Genomic DNA, 14,314 nt, shown 5'->3' on the forward strand with positions numbered 1-14,314 from the left:
TGTCAGTTCCCGCTCGCTCCGGCGAGCGCGTTCGTCTCCGCGTAGGTGAGCGCGGGCGCGGGCGCCGGCGCGCCACCGGCCACCGCCTGGGCCGTGGCCACCGCGGCCGACAGCGCGGCGCGGAACAGCAGTGAGCCGGTGCTTATCCGAGCCACGCCCAGGCCGGCCAGGTGCGGGACGGTCAGGCCCGGCAGGAGCAGGACGTTCAGCGGGACCGCGAGCTCCCGCACCAGCGTGCGGATCTCCTCGTCGCCGGCCACCGCGGGGACGAAGATCCCGTCGGCGCCGGCCTCGACATAGGTCCGGGCGCGAGTGAGCGTCTCCTCGCGGTTCGTGGCCAGCCAATAGGTGTCGGTGCGGGCGTTGACGAACAGGGCGGGCGCGCGGTCCTTGATCGCGGCGATCAACTCGGCTTGAGCCGCGGCCGGGGCCAGGACGCCGCCGGGGCGGCCGTCCTCGAGATTGATGCCGGCCGCGCCGGCCGTGTGGAGGGCGGCGGCCAGCTCGGCGACCTCGGCCGGCCAGCCGCCGAAGCCGGCTTCCACATCCACCGTGAGCGGAATCTCGAGGCGGCCCTGCAGAGCCCGGACCAGCGCCACGGTCTGCTCCCGACCCTGCCCCTGCCCGTCCGGGAGGCCGGCCGCGGCGGCCACGCCCAGACTGGTCGTGCCGATCGCGGCGAACCCGCCCTCGGCCAGGGCGAGCGCGGACGCCACGTCCCACGCGTTCGGCAGCAGGAGCGGGTTCCCGGGTCGGTGCAGGGCACGGAAGTCGGTCATGCCCCGAACGCTAGGCGCGCAACGCTTCGGCGGCTGACGAAGCAACGCTTCGGCAGCCGCCGAAGCAACCGGGAGCGGCCGGAAAATGTCGTAGGCGCGGCGTAGGTTGGGCGAAGCTTCAGACGCCCGGGGAAGGACCAGACGCGATGTGCCGCAACATTCACCAGCTGCATAACTTCGAGCCCCCGGCCACCGCCGACGAGATCCAGGCCGCCGCCTTGCAATACGTGCGAAAGATCGCGGGTTCGACCCGCCCGTCGCAGGCCAACCAGGCTGCCTTCGACCGAGCGGTGGCGGCCGTCGCGGCGGCCACCGCCGACCTGATCGGCGAGCTGGTGACCACCGCCCCGCCCAAGGACCGCGAGGTGGAAGCGATCAAGGCCCGCGCCCGGGCCGAGAAACGCTACGCCTCCTGACGACGCGCGGGCGCGGCCGTTGCCGACCGCCCCACGCGATGGTGGCGCAACGGCCCGGTGCGGCCACCGGGCCGCCGCGCGCGCCAGTTGACTCGTCGTTCCCCGTATCGGAAAAGGGCCGTCAGACGGAGACCGAGGCCTTCTCCGCCGGGGTTGTCCCGGCCGGTTTGCGGCCGGCGCGCTGGTAGGCGAGCAGGGCGAGGACCAGGGCGAGCAGGCCGGCTACCAGGCCGGCGATGCCGACGGCGTCCGGGCCGTCCGATTCGTCCGAGGTGGAGGCCGGAGCCGCTGCCGTTACGGCCGCGGGCGCGGCGGCTGCCGCCAGCTTCAGGACGGGGGCCGGGTGTTCGGGCTCGGAGCCGTCCGTCGTGGGTTCGTCGATCCAGCGGACCACCGTGCCGTCGGAGTAGGTCTGCAGGGCCTTGAAGATCAGCTGGCCGGAGTCGGGCAGCGGGCCGAGCGAGACGTCGAACTCCTGGAACTGGCCGGGCTTGACCTCCGAGCCGGCCTGAGCGGTCCAGGTGATCTTCGTGACCGCCTCGGTGACGTCGCTGTCGTGCACCTTGATCGGGGTGGCCAGCTTGGACTTCTCGGCGGTCGCGGTCCAGCCGGGCAGCGGCTTCAGCGAGACCGACGCGATCGGGTGATCGGCCGGCAGGTTCACCTCGACCTTGGTGGTGGCGGCCGTGTCCGACTCGGTGGGGACACGGAAGGTGACCTTCGTGTAGCCACCCGGGGTGGCGGTGTTGGGGTTCACGGTCACGTGCGCCGAGGCCGGGGCGGCCAGCGCGAGAGTCAGGCCGCCGACCACGGCAGCCACCAGGGCCGAACGCTTGAGCAGGGACATCGGTGTCGTCACCTTCCGCTTCAGTCGTCGCCCGGTGCCGGGCACGCCTGGTTGGTCGGTGCGGATGACCGTTTAGTTCCCCGGAAATTCTCAGCTTGCCGGAAGGCGGATGTCCACGCGGAGACCGGGTGACGCGTCGCCCAGCGTCACCGTGCCGTGGTGGCGGCGGACCAGCTCGCGGACGATGGCGAGGCCCAGGCCGGAGCCGCCGGCGTCGCGGGCCCGCGCGTCGTCCAGGCGGGTGAAGCGGTCGAAGACCCGCTCCCGGTCGGCGGCCGGGATGCCGGGGCCGTCGTCGGTGACCGTGATCCGGGCGAAGCCGCCCTCGTCGACCACCTCGACGCGGACCGTGGTGCGGGCGTGCCGTTCGGCGTTGCCGAGCAGGTTGGCCACCGCCCGGCCGATCGCGTCCGGCTCGACGGTGGCGGTGATCGGGGCGGCCGGCCGGTCGTAGGAGATGTCGGTGTAGCGGGCGGCCACCTCGGCGACCAGCACGCCGAGGTCCACTTCGGCCATCCGGGCGGCGACCGGGCGGCCGGGCGGCGCGCCGTCGTCGGAGCGGGCGAGCAGCAGCAGGTCGTCGACCAGGCGGCTGAGCCGGTCGACGTCGGTGAGCAGGTCGGCGGAGAGCGCCGGCCAGTCGGTGTCCGGCAGCCGCTGGGCCACCTCGAGCTCGGTGCGCATGTTGGTGAGCGGGCTGCGCAGCTCGTGCGCGGCGTCCGCGACGAACGCCCGCTGCCGCGCCCGCGCCGCGTCGAGCCGGTGCAGCATGCCGTTCAGCGTCACGGCGAGGCGGTAGACCTCGTCGCGCGACTCCGGCACCGGCAGCCGGCCCTCCCGGGTGCCGCCGGTGATCTCCTCGGCGCCGGCCCGCAGCGCCTCGACCGGCCGCAGCGCGGCGCCCAGGGTCCGCCACATGATCACCGCGAGCATCGCGACCAGCAGCGGGAACGCGACCAGCAGAGTGATCCGCAGCAGGCGTACACCCTGGTTGAGATCGCCGGTGGAGCGGGCGACCAGGACCCGGACCGGGTTGGTCGGCGGGCCGGCCAGCTTCATCACCACCCGCGCCTGGCCGTCCAACCGGATGCGGCTGCCGGGGATCTGCTTGACGTCGCCGTCCTTCATGCCGCGCAACTCATCCTCGTACAGCAGCGGGAAGAGCATGTCGGCGTTCGCGGAGGCCGCGACGACCGCGCCCTGCTGATCGATGACCTGCGCCTGCATGACCGGGTTGACCGTGAGGTTCTCGGTCAGCTGATGCTGGTCGACCAGCGCGGCGACGCCCTTCGCGGTCTCCAGGGTCTCGTTGTTGATCGATCGCAGCAGGGCGAAGTTGAGCACGCCGACCAGCAGGACGACACCGGTGGCGAGGCCGACGGTGACGGTGAGCACGGTGAGCCAGAGCAGGCGCGAGCGCAGGCTGATCTCACTGGGCCGGCGCACTAACCAGCCGCCAGCCGATAGCCGGCGCCGCGCACCGTCTCGAGGCGGTCCCGGCCGATCTTGCGGCGTAAGTAGCCCACGTAGACCTCGACGGCGTTGGGGGCGGTCTCCACCGCGGCGTCCCACACGTGGTCGAGCAGTTCGATCTTGCTGACCACCTCGCCGGGGCGGCGGATCAGGTATTCCAGCAGCGCGAACTCCCGGGTGGTCAGCACCACCTCCGTCCCCGCGACCATCACCCGCCGCTCGGCCGGGTCGAGCTCGATCGCGCCGAAGCTGAGGATCGGCGGGCGCTCGTGGGCGCCGCGGCGCAGCAGCGCGCGCAGCCGGGCCAGCAGCACGATGTAGGAGAACGGCTTGGTCAGATAGTCGTCGGCCCCGCAGTCGAGGCCGTCGGCCTGGTCGTACTCCCCGTCCTTGGCCGACAGCATCAGCACCGGCACCCAGTTCCGCTCGGCCCGCAGCTGTCGCACGATGCGGTAGCCGCTCAGCCTCGGCAGCATCACATCCAGGATCATCGCGTCGTAACCGCCGTGCCGGGCCATTTCCAGCCCGTCCTGGCCGTCGCCCGCCACATCGACCGCGAAGCCCTCGGCCTGCAGCCCGCGTTGCAGCGCCGCCGCGAGGCGCGCCTCATCTTCCACCACCAGCAACCGCACGCTATTACCTTTGCATGTGGGGCCCAGCCCCTAGGGGAAGCTCTCAGCGCTGTCACAGCCCTTACGCCGCACAGTGGTAGGCAGAGAACAACGGGAGGTGGACATCGTGTCCGTGTTCAGGTCCAGGCCGGCTATGCGCTGGCTGGTTCCGTCCGCTGCGGCGGTCGTCGTCATCGGCGGCGGCGCCACGGCCGGCACGATCGTCGCGAGCGCGGACTCGTCGCTGCCGGAACGCAGCGCGGCTCAGCTGCTCGTGGACGTGCAGAACGCCAAGGTCGACGGCTTGTCCGGAACGATCGTGGAGAGCGCCGACCTGGGGCTGGGGGCGATCGCGAACCTCACTCAGGGCAAGGGCGATCTGACCTCGCTCCTGGGCGGCAGCAACACCGCCCGCGTGTGGTACGCGGGTGAGACCAAGGCCCGGCTGGCCCTCATCGGCACGCAGGGCGAGACCGACGTGATCCGGAACGGCTCGGACGTCTACGTGTGGAAGAGCACGGACAAGACGGCGAACCACTTCGTGATCCCGGCGGAGGCCGCGGCCAAGCACCAGGAACTGCAGTCGGCCGGGACGACGACCCCGCAGGACGCGGCCGATGCCGCTCTCGCGGCGATCACCCCGGACACCGACGTGAGCACGACGGGCGCGGCCAAGGTGGCCGGCCGGGACGCGTACGAACTGGTGCTCAGCCCGAAGGACTCGTCGTCGCTGATCGGCCAGGTGCGACTGGCCATCGACGCCGAGAAGCACATCCCGCTGCGGGTGGACGTCTACGCAAAGAACGCCACGAAGCCCGCCGTGCGGGTGGCGTTCCAGCAGATCAGCTTCACGGTGCCGGACGCCGAGCAGTTCGTCTTCAAGGCCCCGCCGGGCACGAAGGTGACCGAGAACAAGGCCACCGACGTGCAGCGGGACGCGGCGAAGCAGCAGGCCGCAGCCGAGCGGCAGAAGCTGTCGGCCGCCGACAAGCCGACGATCGCCGGCAAGGGCTGGACGACGGTCGTCTCGGCGAAGCTGCCGAAGTCCGACAGCACCTCCTCGGCCGAGGCCAAGCAGGCCGAGGGCCTGGTCGGGATGCTTCCGGCGGTCAGCGGCAGCTGGGGCAAGGGTCACCTGTTCGCCGGCACCCTGTTCAGCGTGCTGGTGACCGATGACGGCCGGGTCTTCGCCGGAGCGGTCACGCCGGAGAAGTTGTACGAGGCCGCCGCCTAAATAGTTCTAGAACTCTCCGCCGCGTTGTGCAACACTGCGGCGGAGAGTTCTATAACTGTTGGAGGTGGCAGATGTCCCTCATGACCGAGCCGGCGGCCGGTCGCTTCGGCGATTTCGGTGGCCGCTACGTGCCCGAATCACTCGTGCCGGCGTGCGCGGCGGTGGCCGGCGCATTCCGCGACGCCTGGGCCGACAAGGCGTTCCGCGACGAGCTCGACGACCGGCTGGCGACCTACGCCGGCCGGCCCACCCCGCTCACGCCGGCGCACAATCTCTCCGCCCAACTGGGCATCTCGCTGTGGCTCAAGCGCGAAGACCTCGCCCACACCGGCAGCCACAAAATCAACAACGTGCTCGGCCAGGCGATGCTGGCTCGCCGGATGGGCCGCACCCGGCTCATCGCGGAGACCGGCGCCGGCCAGCACGGCGTGGCCACCGCGACCGCGGCCGCGCTGCTGGGGCTGTCGGCGACGATCTACATGGGCACCCGGGACATCGAACGGCAGCGGCTCAACGTGCACCGCATGGAGATGCTCGGCGCCACCGTCATCCCGGTGACCAGCGGCTCCCGCACCCTCAAGGACGCCACCAACGAAGCCATGCGGGCCTGGGTGGCCGACACCGAGCGGGCACACTTCCTGCTCGGCTCGGTCGGCGGTCCGCACCCGTACCCCTGGATGGTCCGTGAGTTCCAGCGGGTGATCGGCGCCGAGGCTCGCCGCCAGGCGGGATTCACCCCCGACGTGGTGGTGGCGTGCGTCGGCGGCGGTTCCAACGCGGCCGGCACGTTCGCCGGCTTCGTCGACACCCCGGCCCGGCTGATCGGGGTGGAGGCGGCCGGCGGCGCCGCGATGTCCAACGGCGCGCCCGGCGTGGTGCACGGCGCCCGCTCGATGGTTCTGCAGGACGCCGAGGGGCAGGTGGCCGAGGCCGAGTCGATCGCCGCCGGCCTGGATTATCCGGGCGTCGGCCCGGAGCACGCGTTCCTGGGAGCGATCGGCCGCTCGGAGTACCGCACGGTCACCGACGACGAGGTGGTCGACGCGGTCCGGCGCCTCGCCCGCAGCGAGGGGATCATCTGCGCGCTCGAATCGGCGCACGCGGTGGCCTGGGTGCTGCGCGCGGCCGGCACGGCCGACCTCCCGGCCGGCTCGGCCGTCCTGCTGACCCTGTCGGGCCGCGGCGACAAGGACATGCACACCCTGGTCGGAGGTACGTCGTGAACGCCGTCCCGGCAGAACAATCGCCGTCCGGAACTACAACTCTGGTCGCTGCCGACTCGAACGGCGCCACGAGCCCTCGACAACTGTCCCTTCTTCCCGAGGTCGCTCGCGGACGGAAAGCTCTGGTTCCTTACCTCACCGGGGGTATCACGGCCGACTGGACCGACTACCTTCTCGCGTTCGAGGCGGCCGGCGCGGACGCGATCGAGATCGGGCTGCCGTTCTCCGACCCGGTGCTCGACGGCGTCACCGTCCAGCAGGCGTCCGACCACGCGCTGTCCCGGGGCGCGACGGTGGCGTCCGTCCTCGCTGACCTGTCCGCCGTCAAGGTCGGCGTGCCGCTCGTCGTGATGACGTACGCAAATCTGGTCTTCCGAGCCGGGCCGGCCTCGTTCTGCGCTCGCCTCGCCGCGGCCGGCGTCGCCGGTCTCCTGGTCACCGACCTGCCGGTCGACGAGGTCGCCGAGGTCGAGCAGGCGGCGGCCGACGCCGGGCTCGCGCTGATCCTGCTCGTCGCGCCGGTCACCACCGACGAGAGGCTCGCCGAGATCGCCCGGCGGGCGAGCGGCTACCTCTACGCGATCAGCGTGATGGGCACGACCGGCGAGCGCGACACCCTGCCCGATTCCGCGGCCGTTCTCGCCGCCCGGGTCAAGGCCGTCTCCGACCTGCCGGTGCTGCTCGGCTTCGGCGTCTCGACCCCGGCGCAGGCGGCCGCCGTGGGCGAGGTCGCGGACGGTGTGGTGGTGGGTTCGGCGCTGATGCGCAGAATCCTGGACGGCGCCACACCGGACGAACTGGCTGTGGACATCGCCGCGATGCGCGCGGCGCTCGGATAAGGTCTCGCTCGCGGATCCACACCGGCGGCAGGCGCAGCGCCCGGCGCGCTGCACTCCGGCGCGGATCCGCGAGCCCCGACCTGGCCGTCCTGGAGGAAACGCTGTCCGCCCCGCGCACGCCGAAATATCAGACCATCACCGCCGACCTGGCCGCGAAGATCCGGGGCGGACAGCTGCCGCCCGGCTCGGCGCTGCCGCCGCAGAAGGAGCTGAGCGCCTCGTACGGGGTCACGCTCGCCACGCTGCGGCAGGCGTTGCGGCAGCTGGAGAACGACGGCTTGCTCTCCCAGCAACCCGGGCGGGGCACCTTCGTGGCCGAACCGCGGGCGGCCTACCGGCTCGACTCGCTGCGGGGCTTCGCCGAAGATCTGCGGGCGCAGGGCCAGACGGTCAGCACCCAGATCCTCGGTCAGGGCGTTCGCAAGCCGCCGGCCTCGGTCACGGCGCTGCTCGGCGACGCGCCGCAGATGTTCCGGCTCGAGAGGCTGCGCCTGGTGGCGGGCCGGCCGGCGGTGCACCAGCTGTCCTGGGTCCGCGACCCCGGCCTGTCCGGCACCGACCTGTCCGGCACCTCGCTCTACGCGGCGCTCGCCGACCGCGGCATCGTCGTGCACCGTGCCAGCGAGTCGATCCGCCCCGGCGCACTCGACGAGTTCACCGGCCGGCTGCTGAGCCAGACGGCCGGCACGCCGGTCTTCCTCTCCGAGCGGATCACCTACGGCCTGGACGACACTCCCCTGGTTCTCGACCGGGCGACGATCCTCGGCACCGCCATGGAGATCCGCACCGAGCGCGCCCTGACCGGGCTGTCGCTGCAGTGGATCTCGAGGTGAACCACGCCACAGAGGTTGTTGCCAATGCTTGGCAACAGCAAGACTGCTGGATGTGGGGGATCCGGTAACACGTGTGCGGCGGGCTCTCGGGCCGGGCGGGCTCGCAAGCATCGGCGGGATGACGGCGTTCGTGCTGCTCCTGCACGTGCTCGGCTTCGGGTTGCTGTTCCTGGTGATCGTCCCGGCGCACTACCACGTCGGGGCGGCCGGGGTGTATGGCGTCGGGCTCGGTGTCACGGCGTACACCCTGGGAATGCGTCATGCCTTTGACGCCGACCACATCGCCGCCATCGACAACACCACGCGCAAGCTGATGGGCGGCGAACGCCGGCCGTTGTCGGTCGGGTTCTGGTTCTCGCTCGGCCATTCCAGCGTGGTGTTCGCGCTGTGCCTGCTGCTCGGCCTCGGTGTGCGCTCGCTGGCCGGTCAGGTCGAGAGCGACGACTCCACGCTGCAGAACCTCACCGGCGTGATCGGCGTCAGCGTCTCCGGCGTGTTCCTCTACGTCATCGGGATCATCAACCTGATCCTGCTGATCGGCATCTGGAAAGTGTTCCGCCGGATGCGTCAGGGCGACTTCGACGAGGCGCAGCTCGAGGAGCACCTGAACAACCGCGGCTTCCTCAACCGCATCCTGTCCCGGGCAACCGGCGCGGTGACCAAGCCGTGGCAGATGTACCCGATCGGCCTGCTCTTCGGCCTCGGCTTCGACACCGCCACCGAGATCTCGCTGCTGGTGCTGGCCGGTGGCGCCGCCGCCTTCGCCCTCCCGTGGTACGCGGTGCTGACCCTGCCGGTGCTGTTCGCGGCCGGGATGAGCCTGCTCGACGCGATCGACGGCGTCTTCATGAATTTCGCCTACGGGTGGGCCTTCGCCAAGCCGGTCCGCAAGGTCTACTACAACCTCACGATCACCGGCCTGTCCGTGGCCGTGGCCCTGGTCATCGGCACGATCGAGCTCGACTCGATCGTGGTCGAGAAGCTGGCCATCACCTCCGGCCCGCTGGCCGCGATCGCCCGCCTCGACCTCAACTACGTCGGCTTCGTGATCGTCGGCCTGTTCGTGGCGACGTGGGCGGTGGCGACGCTGGTGTGGCGCTTCGCGCGCATCGAGGAACGCTTCACCCCGGCCGAGGAGAGCCCGGTGGCCGAGGCCGCCCTACGGTCGTAGCCGCCCTACGGTCGTAGCCGCCGGCGCACCGCCTCGATCGCCTGGCCCGGGACGCCGATCTGGCGCAGGTAGGCCTCGGCGCCGCCGTAGATGACGTCGACGTGGGCGAGGGTGCGGGCCATCGCGCCCGGGCTGGTCTCCGGGCTGCGGCCGTAGTCGGCGACAATCGCCTCCGGCCGCACCCCGGCCACCGCCAGGGCCAGGGCGATCAGCCCACCCGTGCGGTCGCGGCCGCCGTGGCAGTGGATCAGCACGCCGCCGCCCGGCGGCGCGGTCGCGAGCGCGCCGAACGCACGGGCGATGCGGTCGCCGTTGTGGTCGAGCATCGGTCCGTACGTGTCGTGCGGTGGGTCGTAGGACAGCTCCTCCTCGAGCAGCGGCACGTGCTGGTAGATCGGGTCGGCGGCGAACGGGTTCGGGTGCCGTTCGCACTCCCACGGCCAGCGCAGGTCGAGGATCTTGGTGATGCCGGCGGCCCGGATCGCCGCGATGCCGGCCGGGGTCAGCCGGAAGAGGCCGTCGGCGCGGAACAGCACGCCCGCGCGGGTGCAGCCGCCGCCCAGCACCGGGAGACCGCCGAGGTCGCGGGCATTGCGGCAGCCGGGCCAGTCGAGGGTCTTCTCGTCAGATCTCATCGGGCCACCTGTCCCCCGCTCCGTGACCCCCACACTACCGAATGAGTGACCGGTATTTGCTAATGGGAATCGTTTCCAACAAGATGGAGCTGCCCGGTTCACTGACCGATTTGAGAGGTTTCACCATGTCGCTCAACGTCTCCCCCGACCTGCTGGCCATCGCCGAGCGCGGCGACGTCTCCGACGCCGAGTTCGCCGCCTGCGTGCAGGAATCCCTCCCGTACGCGTGGGAGGTCGTCAGCAGGGTGATGTCCGACCTGCGCTCGGGTGGCGCCGAGTTCGCCGACCATGAGGTGCCGCCGCCCAGCGAGACGGAGCGCGGCCAGTTGCTGCGCGCCCTGGCCAGCGACGCGATCCGCGGCGGTCTCGAGCGGCACTTCGGCGCGAAGCTCGCGTTCCAGAACTGCCACCGCGTGGCGGCGTTCGCCTTCAACGCCGTCGGCAGCGACCGTTACCAGGCGTTCGTCTCCCCGCGCGGCCAGCTGCTGAACCAGTCCCCCGAGCTGCGCAACTGCTGACCCGGGAGGCTGCCCGGCTCGGTGTCGGCCGGGCCGGGCAGCCACCCCCCACGCGGCGCGGCGTGATCAGCTTCGGTCGCCGGGGTCCTTCGACTTGGGGCCGGGCGGTTCGTTCCAGGACTCGCGCAGGTCCTTCTTGGTGGTCTGCCACCAGTCGCGGAACTCGGCGCCGAGGTCGCGGAACGCCTGCCGGTAGCCGGGGTCGTCGAAGCCCGCGGCCAGCAATTCGACCCAGCTCAGACCCCACATCACCGGCGCCATCAGCAGCGCGAGCAGCACCCACACCCACCACGCGGTGAACGCGTGCAGCAGCAGGAGGACGACCGCCAGCAGCACCACCGCCAAGCCGCCGACGTTCGCCCGGCGCATCAGCGGCGGCAGCAGCGGCAGGCATCGCCACGGCAGCCGGCCGGCCGGCACCAGCACCCGGGCGGTGAAACCGGTCAGCACCGCGGCGAGCACCGCCGAGAGGATGCGGGCGAACGTCGCGGCGTGCACCCACCAGTGCCCGGCGACGACGAACAGGCACACCAGCAGCGCGCCCACGGCCAGACCGCGGCGCAGTCCGCTGAGCACGCCCCGGATCGGCCAGGTCATCGAGATCAGATCGGGGCGGGCCGGGTTGTCGCGGGCCACGTCACGCAGGCCGCGCATCGACCGGCGCACCTGCAGGCGTTCGGCGTCGAGCATGGCGACCAGCCACCGGCCGTACGCGTTCTCCGGGTCGATCGCCAGCGCGGCGTGCGCCGCCATCATCGCCGCCTCCCGCTGACCGGCGTCACGTTCCACATCGGCCACCGTGAGCAGGGCCTCCACCGACCGCGGCGCCATGGCCAGCCCGTGCGTGGCCACCGCGCGGGCCCGGTCGTAGGAGCGGGTCGAGGCGAGCGCGCGGGCCAGCACCAGATGCCCGGACGGGTCCAGCGGGGCCAGCCGCACTGCCTCCGACGCCGCCTCGACCGCCTCCTTGGAACGGATCAGCAGGATCAGGCACTCGGCCCGCTCGGCGTGCGCGTCGGCCAGATGCGGTTCGGCCTCGATCGCCGCGCCGACGGTGGCCAGCGCCGACGCATACTCCCGGCGCAGCCGCAGCACCGACGCCAGCAGCGTGAGCAGTTGCCCGTCCTGCGGCGCCTCGGCCAGGCCGTGACGAGCGGCCCGCTCGGCCTCCTCATACCGCCCGACGTGGGCGAGATGCTGCGCCTGCCGGTACGCCGAGGTCAAGAGCGCTTGCGCTTCTTGAGGTACGCCGCGAGGTCGTCGTATTCACCCGACTCGTTGGCGAACATCGCCACGTTGCGGGCCGTCGCGAACCACGCGTCGGTCGACGGGCGCACCTCGCGCACGGCCGCCACCATGTCCGGCTGGGAGATCATCCGGATCTCGCCGGTGGCGATCGAGTCGCGCATGGCGAACTCGGCGGCCGTCTCGCAGACATGCGCGAGGTCGGCGCCCGAATAGTGCTCGGTGCTCTCCGCGATCTTGCCAAGGTCGATGCCGGCGACCGGGCGGTCGCGCAGGTGATATTCCAGGATGGCGGCGCGGGCCTCCCGGTCCGGCGGCAGCACCAGCAGCGTGCGGTCGAGGCGGCCGGGCCGGCGCAGCGCGGAGTCGATGTCCCACGGCGCGTTGGTGGCGGCGAGCACGAACACGCCGTCGTTGTTGCCGTCGACGCCGTCGAGCTCGGTGAGCAACTGGTTGACCACCGTGCGCATGGACGACGAGTTGAGCTGGCTGCGCTTGTGGCCGAGCGCGTCGATCTCGTCGAGGAACAGCACGCAGGGCGCGTGCCCGCGAGCCGAGTCGAACAGGTCGTGCAGGTTGCGCTCGGAGCTGCCGACCCACATGTTCAGCACGTCGGTGATCGACAGCGAGATGAACGCCGCGCCCATCTCGCCGGCGACGGCCCGCGCCAGGAACGTCTTGCCACACCCGGGCGGACCGTAGAGCAGCAGGCCGCCGCGCAGGCTCTTGCCGAACAGGCTGCGCAGCTTCGGATTTTTCAGCGGCCCCAGGAACGACACCTCGAGCCGCTTCTTGACCTCCTGCATGCCGCCCACGTCGGCCAGCGTGATCGTCGAGGTCTCGACGTCGAACGTGCGGTCGGCATGCCCCTGCACCGGGTCGGGCTCGTCGGCGGCCTTGGCGAAACGCGGCGGCACGATGTCACCGAGATCCTGCTCCATGGCCGCCCAGTCGACGTCCGGCTTTTCCGCCTTTTTGGTGGGCGACAGCGCCTCGGTCATCAGCTTCTGAGCGGTCGCGTTGCCCGGGTCACGGGCCAGGACCTGCGCGGCGTGCGCGATGGCCTCGGACCCGCGCCCCGCCCCCACCAGCAACTCGGCCAGGTGCAGGCGCAACGGCAGATCATCCGGCCGGGCATCGACGGCGGCGACCAGACTGTCGATCAGGGGCGAGTCGCTCATGACACCGAATTATGCCCGCACCCTCCGACAAGATCACCGCCCCGTCACCGCCCCCCTTCCGAGGCTTCCGAAGAACGCCGCGATATCCGCGGCCAGGAGATCGGGAACCTCCATCGCGGCAAAATGGCCGCCACGGGAAAATTCCGACCATTGCCGTACGTCGTGACGCTGCTCCACGAGCGGCCGGATCGACTGGACGATGTCCTTGGGCAGCACCGCCACCCCTAGCGGCGCCGGGCACGGGATCGGCCCGGCTCCGAGCCCGCTCTCCTTGATCAGGCGTGACGAGGAGCCTGCCGTACCGGTCAGCCAGTAATGCATGACGTCGTCGAGGATCGTCGCGTCCGGAATAGGACTCGACGGGTCGGCCCAGGTGGTGAACTTCTCGGCGAGGAACGCCAGCTGGCCCACGGGCGAGTCGGTCAGGGCGTACGCGAAGGTCTGCGGGGTGGCCGCGAAGAGGATCTGGTGCGGGTGCCGGTTGGCCGCCAGGGCCTTGGTCTTCTCCAGCCGGGCCTGGTCGGTGGGGCTGAGCGGCCCGTCGTAGGCTCCGCCGCTCGGCAGATAGTTGACGTGCACGCCGACCACCTGCGCCGGCGCCGCCGAGGCCAGCAGCCGGGAGATGCCCGAGCCCCAGTCGCCGCCCTGTGCGCCGTACGTCTCGTATCCCAATCGGGCCATCAGCGTCGCCCACGCCTGAGCCACCCACTGCTGGCCCCGGCCGCGTGAGCGGGTGGGGCCGGAGAAGCTGAAGCCGGGGATCGCCGGAATGACCAGGTGGAAATGCTGCGTGAGCAGCGGAATCAGATCGAGGAACTCGACCGGCGAGCCGGGCCAGCCGTGGGTGAGGATCAGCGGGAGCGCGGCCGGGTCGGTCGAGCGGACGTGCAGGAACCAGACGTTCTCGCCGTCGATCGTGGTGGTGAACTGCGGGTAGGCGTTGAGGCGCGCCTCGTGGGCCCGCCAGTCGTACTTCTCCCAGGCAGCGACCAGCTCCCGGACCCGCCCAAGGGGAATGCCGTAGTCCCAGCCGACCCCAGGCAGCTCATCCGGCCAGCGGACCCGCCCCAGCCGCTCACGAAGATCCTCAAGCACCCCATCAGGTACGCAGACAGCCGATTCGTTCATGCCCCTAACGTTAGTCGCCCTAACGTTAGTCCGACAAACGTTTATCGAACTAACGTTAGGGCGACTAACGATGTCGCTTTGGGCCCGCGCACCTCGCGCACCTCGCGCACCTCGCGCACCTCGCGCACCTCGCGCACCTCGCGCACCTCGCGCACCTCGCGCACCTCGCGCACCTCGCGCA

The 14,314-nt window shown here is 71.4% G+C and carries 15 protein-coding genes; 7 read left to right on the forward strand and 8 right to left on the reverse strand.

Annotation, left to right across the window (positions count from 1 at the left end):
- Positions 1 to 2: 2 nt before the first annotated feature.
- Entirely contained in the window at positions 3 to 779 is a 777-nt protein-coding gene (locus tag AB0E90_RS22800; RefSeq protein WP_360408886.1) for an isocitrate lyase/phosphoenolpyruvate mutase family protein, read from the reverse strand.
- Positions 780 to 925: 146 nt separating this feature from the next.
- On the opposite strand from AB0E90_RS22800, the gene AB0E90_RS22805 reads away from it, so the two are divergent.
- The gene (locus AB0E90_RS22805) at positions 926 to 1,195 is read left to right on the forward strand and encodes a DUF2277 domain-containing protein (protein ID WP_360408889.1); all 270 of its coding nucleotides are present in this window, start codon (positions 926 to 928) and stop codon (positions 1,193 to 1,195) included.
- A gap of 121 nt (positions 1,196 to 1,316) precedes the next feature.
- Here AB0E90_RS22805 and AB0E90_RS22810 read toward each other — a convergent pair whose 3' ends face one another.
- The 3 genes from AB0E90_RS22810 to AB0E90_RS22820 all read right to left on the reverse strand — a co-directional run bounded on the left by AB0E90_RS22810 (position 1,317) and on the right by AB0E90_RS22820 (position 4,147).
- Positions 1,317 to 2,042, reverse strand: coding sequence for a YcnI family protein (locus tag AB0E90_RS22810; protein ID WP_360408892.1), 726 nt, complete (start codon positions 2,040 to 2,042; stop codon positions 1,317 to 1,319).
- 90 nt (positions 2,043 to 2,132) lie between these two features.
- The gene (locus AB0E90_RS22815; protein ID WP_360408895.1) at positions 2,133 to 3,488 is read right to left on the reverse strand and encodes an ATP-binding protein; all 1,356 of its coding nucleotides are present in this window, start codon (positions 3,486 to 3,488) and stop codon (positions 2,133 to 2,135) included.
- Positions 3,488 to 4,147 carry a response regulator transcription factor gene (locus tag AB0E90_RS22820; protein ID WP_360408898.1) on the reverse strand — a complete coding sequence of 220 codons (660 nt, stop codon included), beginning with the start codon at positions 4,145 to 4,147 and terminating at the stop codon, positions 3,488 to 3,490. The genes AB0E90_RS22815 and AB0E90_RS22820 overlap by 1 nt, the downstream gene beginning before the upstream one ends.
- 106 nt (positions 4,148 to 4,253) lie before the next feature.
- On the opposite strand from AB0E90_RS22820, the gene AB0E90_RS22825 reads away from it, so the two are divergent.
- The 5 genes from AB0E90_RS22825 (at position 4,254) to AB0E90_RS22845 (ending at position 9,426) form a co-directional block, all read left to right on the forward strand.
- Positions 4,254 to 5,360 carry a sigma-E factor regulatory protein RseB domain-containing protein gene (locus AB0E90_RS22825; RefSeq protein ID WP_360408901.1) on the forward strand — a complete coding sequence of 369 codons (1,107 nt, stop codon included), beginning with the start codon at positions 4,254 to 4,256 and terminating at the stop codon, positions 5,358 to 5,360.
- 71 nt (positions 5,361 to 5,431) lie between these two features.
- Positions 5,432 to 6,583 (forward strand): tryptophan synthase subunit beta, encoded by a 1,152-nt coding sequence (gene trpB, locus AB0E90_RS22830; RefSeq protein ID WP_360408904.1) that lies wholly within the window; start codon positions 5,432 to 5,434, stop codon positions 6,581 to 6,583.
- Positions 6,580 to 7,422, forward strand: coding sequence for a tryptophan synthase subunit alpha (gene trpA, locus AB0E90_RS22835; RefSeq protein ID WP_360408907.1), 843 nt, complete (start codon positions 6,580 to 6,582; stop codon positions 7,420 to 7,422). The genes trpB and trpA overlap by 4 nt, the downstream gene beginning before the upstream one ends.
- 173 nt (positions 7,423 to 7,595) lie before the next feature.
- Positions 7,596 to 8,255, forward strand: coding sequence for a GntR family transcriptional regulator (locus AB0E90_RS22840; RefSeq protein ID WP_360409291.1), 660 nt, complete (start codon positions 7,596 to 7,598; stop codon positions 8,253 to 8,255).
- A 118-nt stretch (positions 8,256 to 8,373) separates the two neighbouring features.
- Positions 8,374 to 9,426, forward strand: a complete 1,053-nt coding sequence (locus AB0E90_RS22845) for a HoxN/HupN/NixA family nickel/cobalt transporter (protein ID WP_360408910.1) — start codon at positions 8,374 to 8,376, stop codon at positions 9,424 to 9,426.
- 5 nt (positions 9,427 to 9,431) lie between these two features.
- Here the strand turns inward: AB0E90_RS22845 and AB0E90_RS22850 are convergent, their stop codons facing one another.
- Positions 9,432 to 10,061 (reverse strand): tyrosine-protein phosphatase, encoded by a 630-nt coding sequence (locus AB0E90_RS22850; protein ID WP_360408913.1) that lies wholly within the window; start codon positions 10,059 to 10,061, stop codon positions 9,432 to 9,434.
- Between the two features lie 125 nt (positions 10,062 to 10,186).
- Here AB0E90_RS22850 and AB0E90_RS22855 point away from each other — a divergent pair, with 125 nt between their 5' ends.
- Positions 10,187 to 10,579: an SCO5389 family protein gene (locus AB0E90_RS22855; RefSeq protein ID WP_360408916.1), complete on the forward strand. Its 393-nt coding sequence runs from the start codon at positions 10,187 to 10,189 to the stop codon at positions 10,577 to 10,579.
- A gap of 66 nt (positions 10,580 to 10,645) precedes the next feature.
- On the opposite strand, the gene AB0E90_RS22860 is transcribed toward AB0E90_RS22855, so the two are convergent.
- Genes AB0E90_RS22860 through AB0E90_RS22870 form a run of 3 tightly spaced genes read right to left on the reverse strand, consistent with a single transcriptional unit; the run spans position 10,646 to position 14,133 of the window.
- Positions 10,646 to 11,803, reverse strand: a complete 1,158-nt coding sequence (locus AB0E90_RS22860; protein WP_360408919.1) for a hypothetical protein — start codon at positions 11,801 to 11,803, stop codon at positions 10,646 to 10,648.
- Positions 11,800 to 13,005, reverse strand: a complete 1,206-nt coding sequence (locus AB0E90_RS22865; RefSeq protein WP_360408922.1) for an AAA family ATPase — start codon at positions 13,003 to 13,005, stop codon at positions 11,800 to 11,802. The genes AB0E90_RS22860 and AB0E90_RS22865 overlap by 4 nt, the downstream gene beginning before the upstream one ends.
- A 33-nt stretch (positions 13,006 to 13,038) precedes the next feature.
- Entirely contained in the window at positions 13,039 to 14,133 is a 1,095-nt protein-coding gene (locus tag AB0E90_RS22870; RefSeq protein ID WP_360408925.1) for an epoxide hydrolase family protein, read from the reverse strand.
- Between the last annotated feature and the right edge of the window lie 181 nt (positions 14,134 to 14,314).

This window comes from Actinoplanes sp. NPDC026619 (assembly GCF_040638295.1).
In the GTDB taxonomy this organism is placed as follows: Bacteria; Actinomycetota; Actinomycetes; order Mycobacteriales; family Micromonosporaceae; genus Actinoplanes.

Bases quoted from the DNA above. Each gene is read 5' to 3' on its own strand.
- trpB (WP_360408904.1), top strand. From the start codon at position 5,432: ATGTCCCTCATGACCGAGCCGGCGGCCGGTCGCTTCGGCGATTTCGGT.
- AB0E90_RS22855 (WP_360408916.1), top strand. From the start codon at position 10,187: ATGTCGCTCAACGTCTCCCCCGACCTGCTGGCCATCGCCGAGCGCGGC.
- AB0E90_RS22870 (WP_360408925.1), bottom strand. From the start codon at position 14,133: ATGAACGAATCGGCTGTCTGCGTACCTGATGGGGTGCTTGAGGATCTT.
- AB0E90_RS22805 (WP_360408889.1), top strand. From the start codon at position 926: ATGTGCCGCAACATTCACCAGCTGCATAACTTCGAGCCCCCGGCCACC.
- AB0E90_RS22800 (WP_360408886.1), bottom strand. From the start codon at position 779: ATGACCGACTTCCGTGCCCTGCACCGACCCGGGAACCCGCTCCTGCTG.
- AB0E90_RS22810 (WP_360408892.1), bottom strand. From the start codon at position 2,042: ATGTCCCTGCTCAAGCGTTCGGCCCTGGTGGCTGCCGTGGTCGGCGGC.
- AB0E90_RS22865 (WP_360408922.1), bottom strand. From the start codon at position 13,005: ATGAGCGACTCGCCCCTGATCGACAGTCTGGTCGCCGCCGTCGATGCC.
- AB0E90_RS22850 (WP_360408913.1), bottom strand. From the start codon at position 10,061: ATGAGATCTGACGAGAAGACCCTCGACTGGCCCGGCTGCCGCAATGCC.
- AB0E90_RS22845 (WP_360408910.1), top strand. From the start codon at position 8,374: ATGACGGCGTTCGTGCTGCTCCTGCACGTGCTCGGCTTCGGGTTGCTG.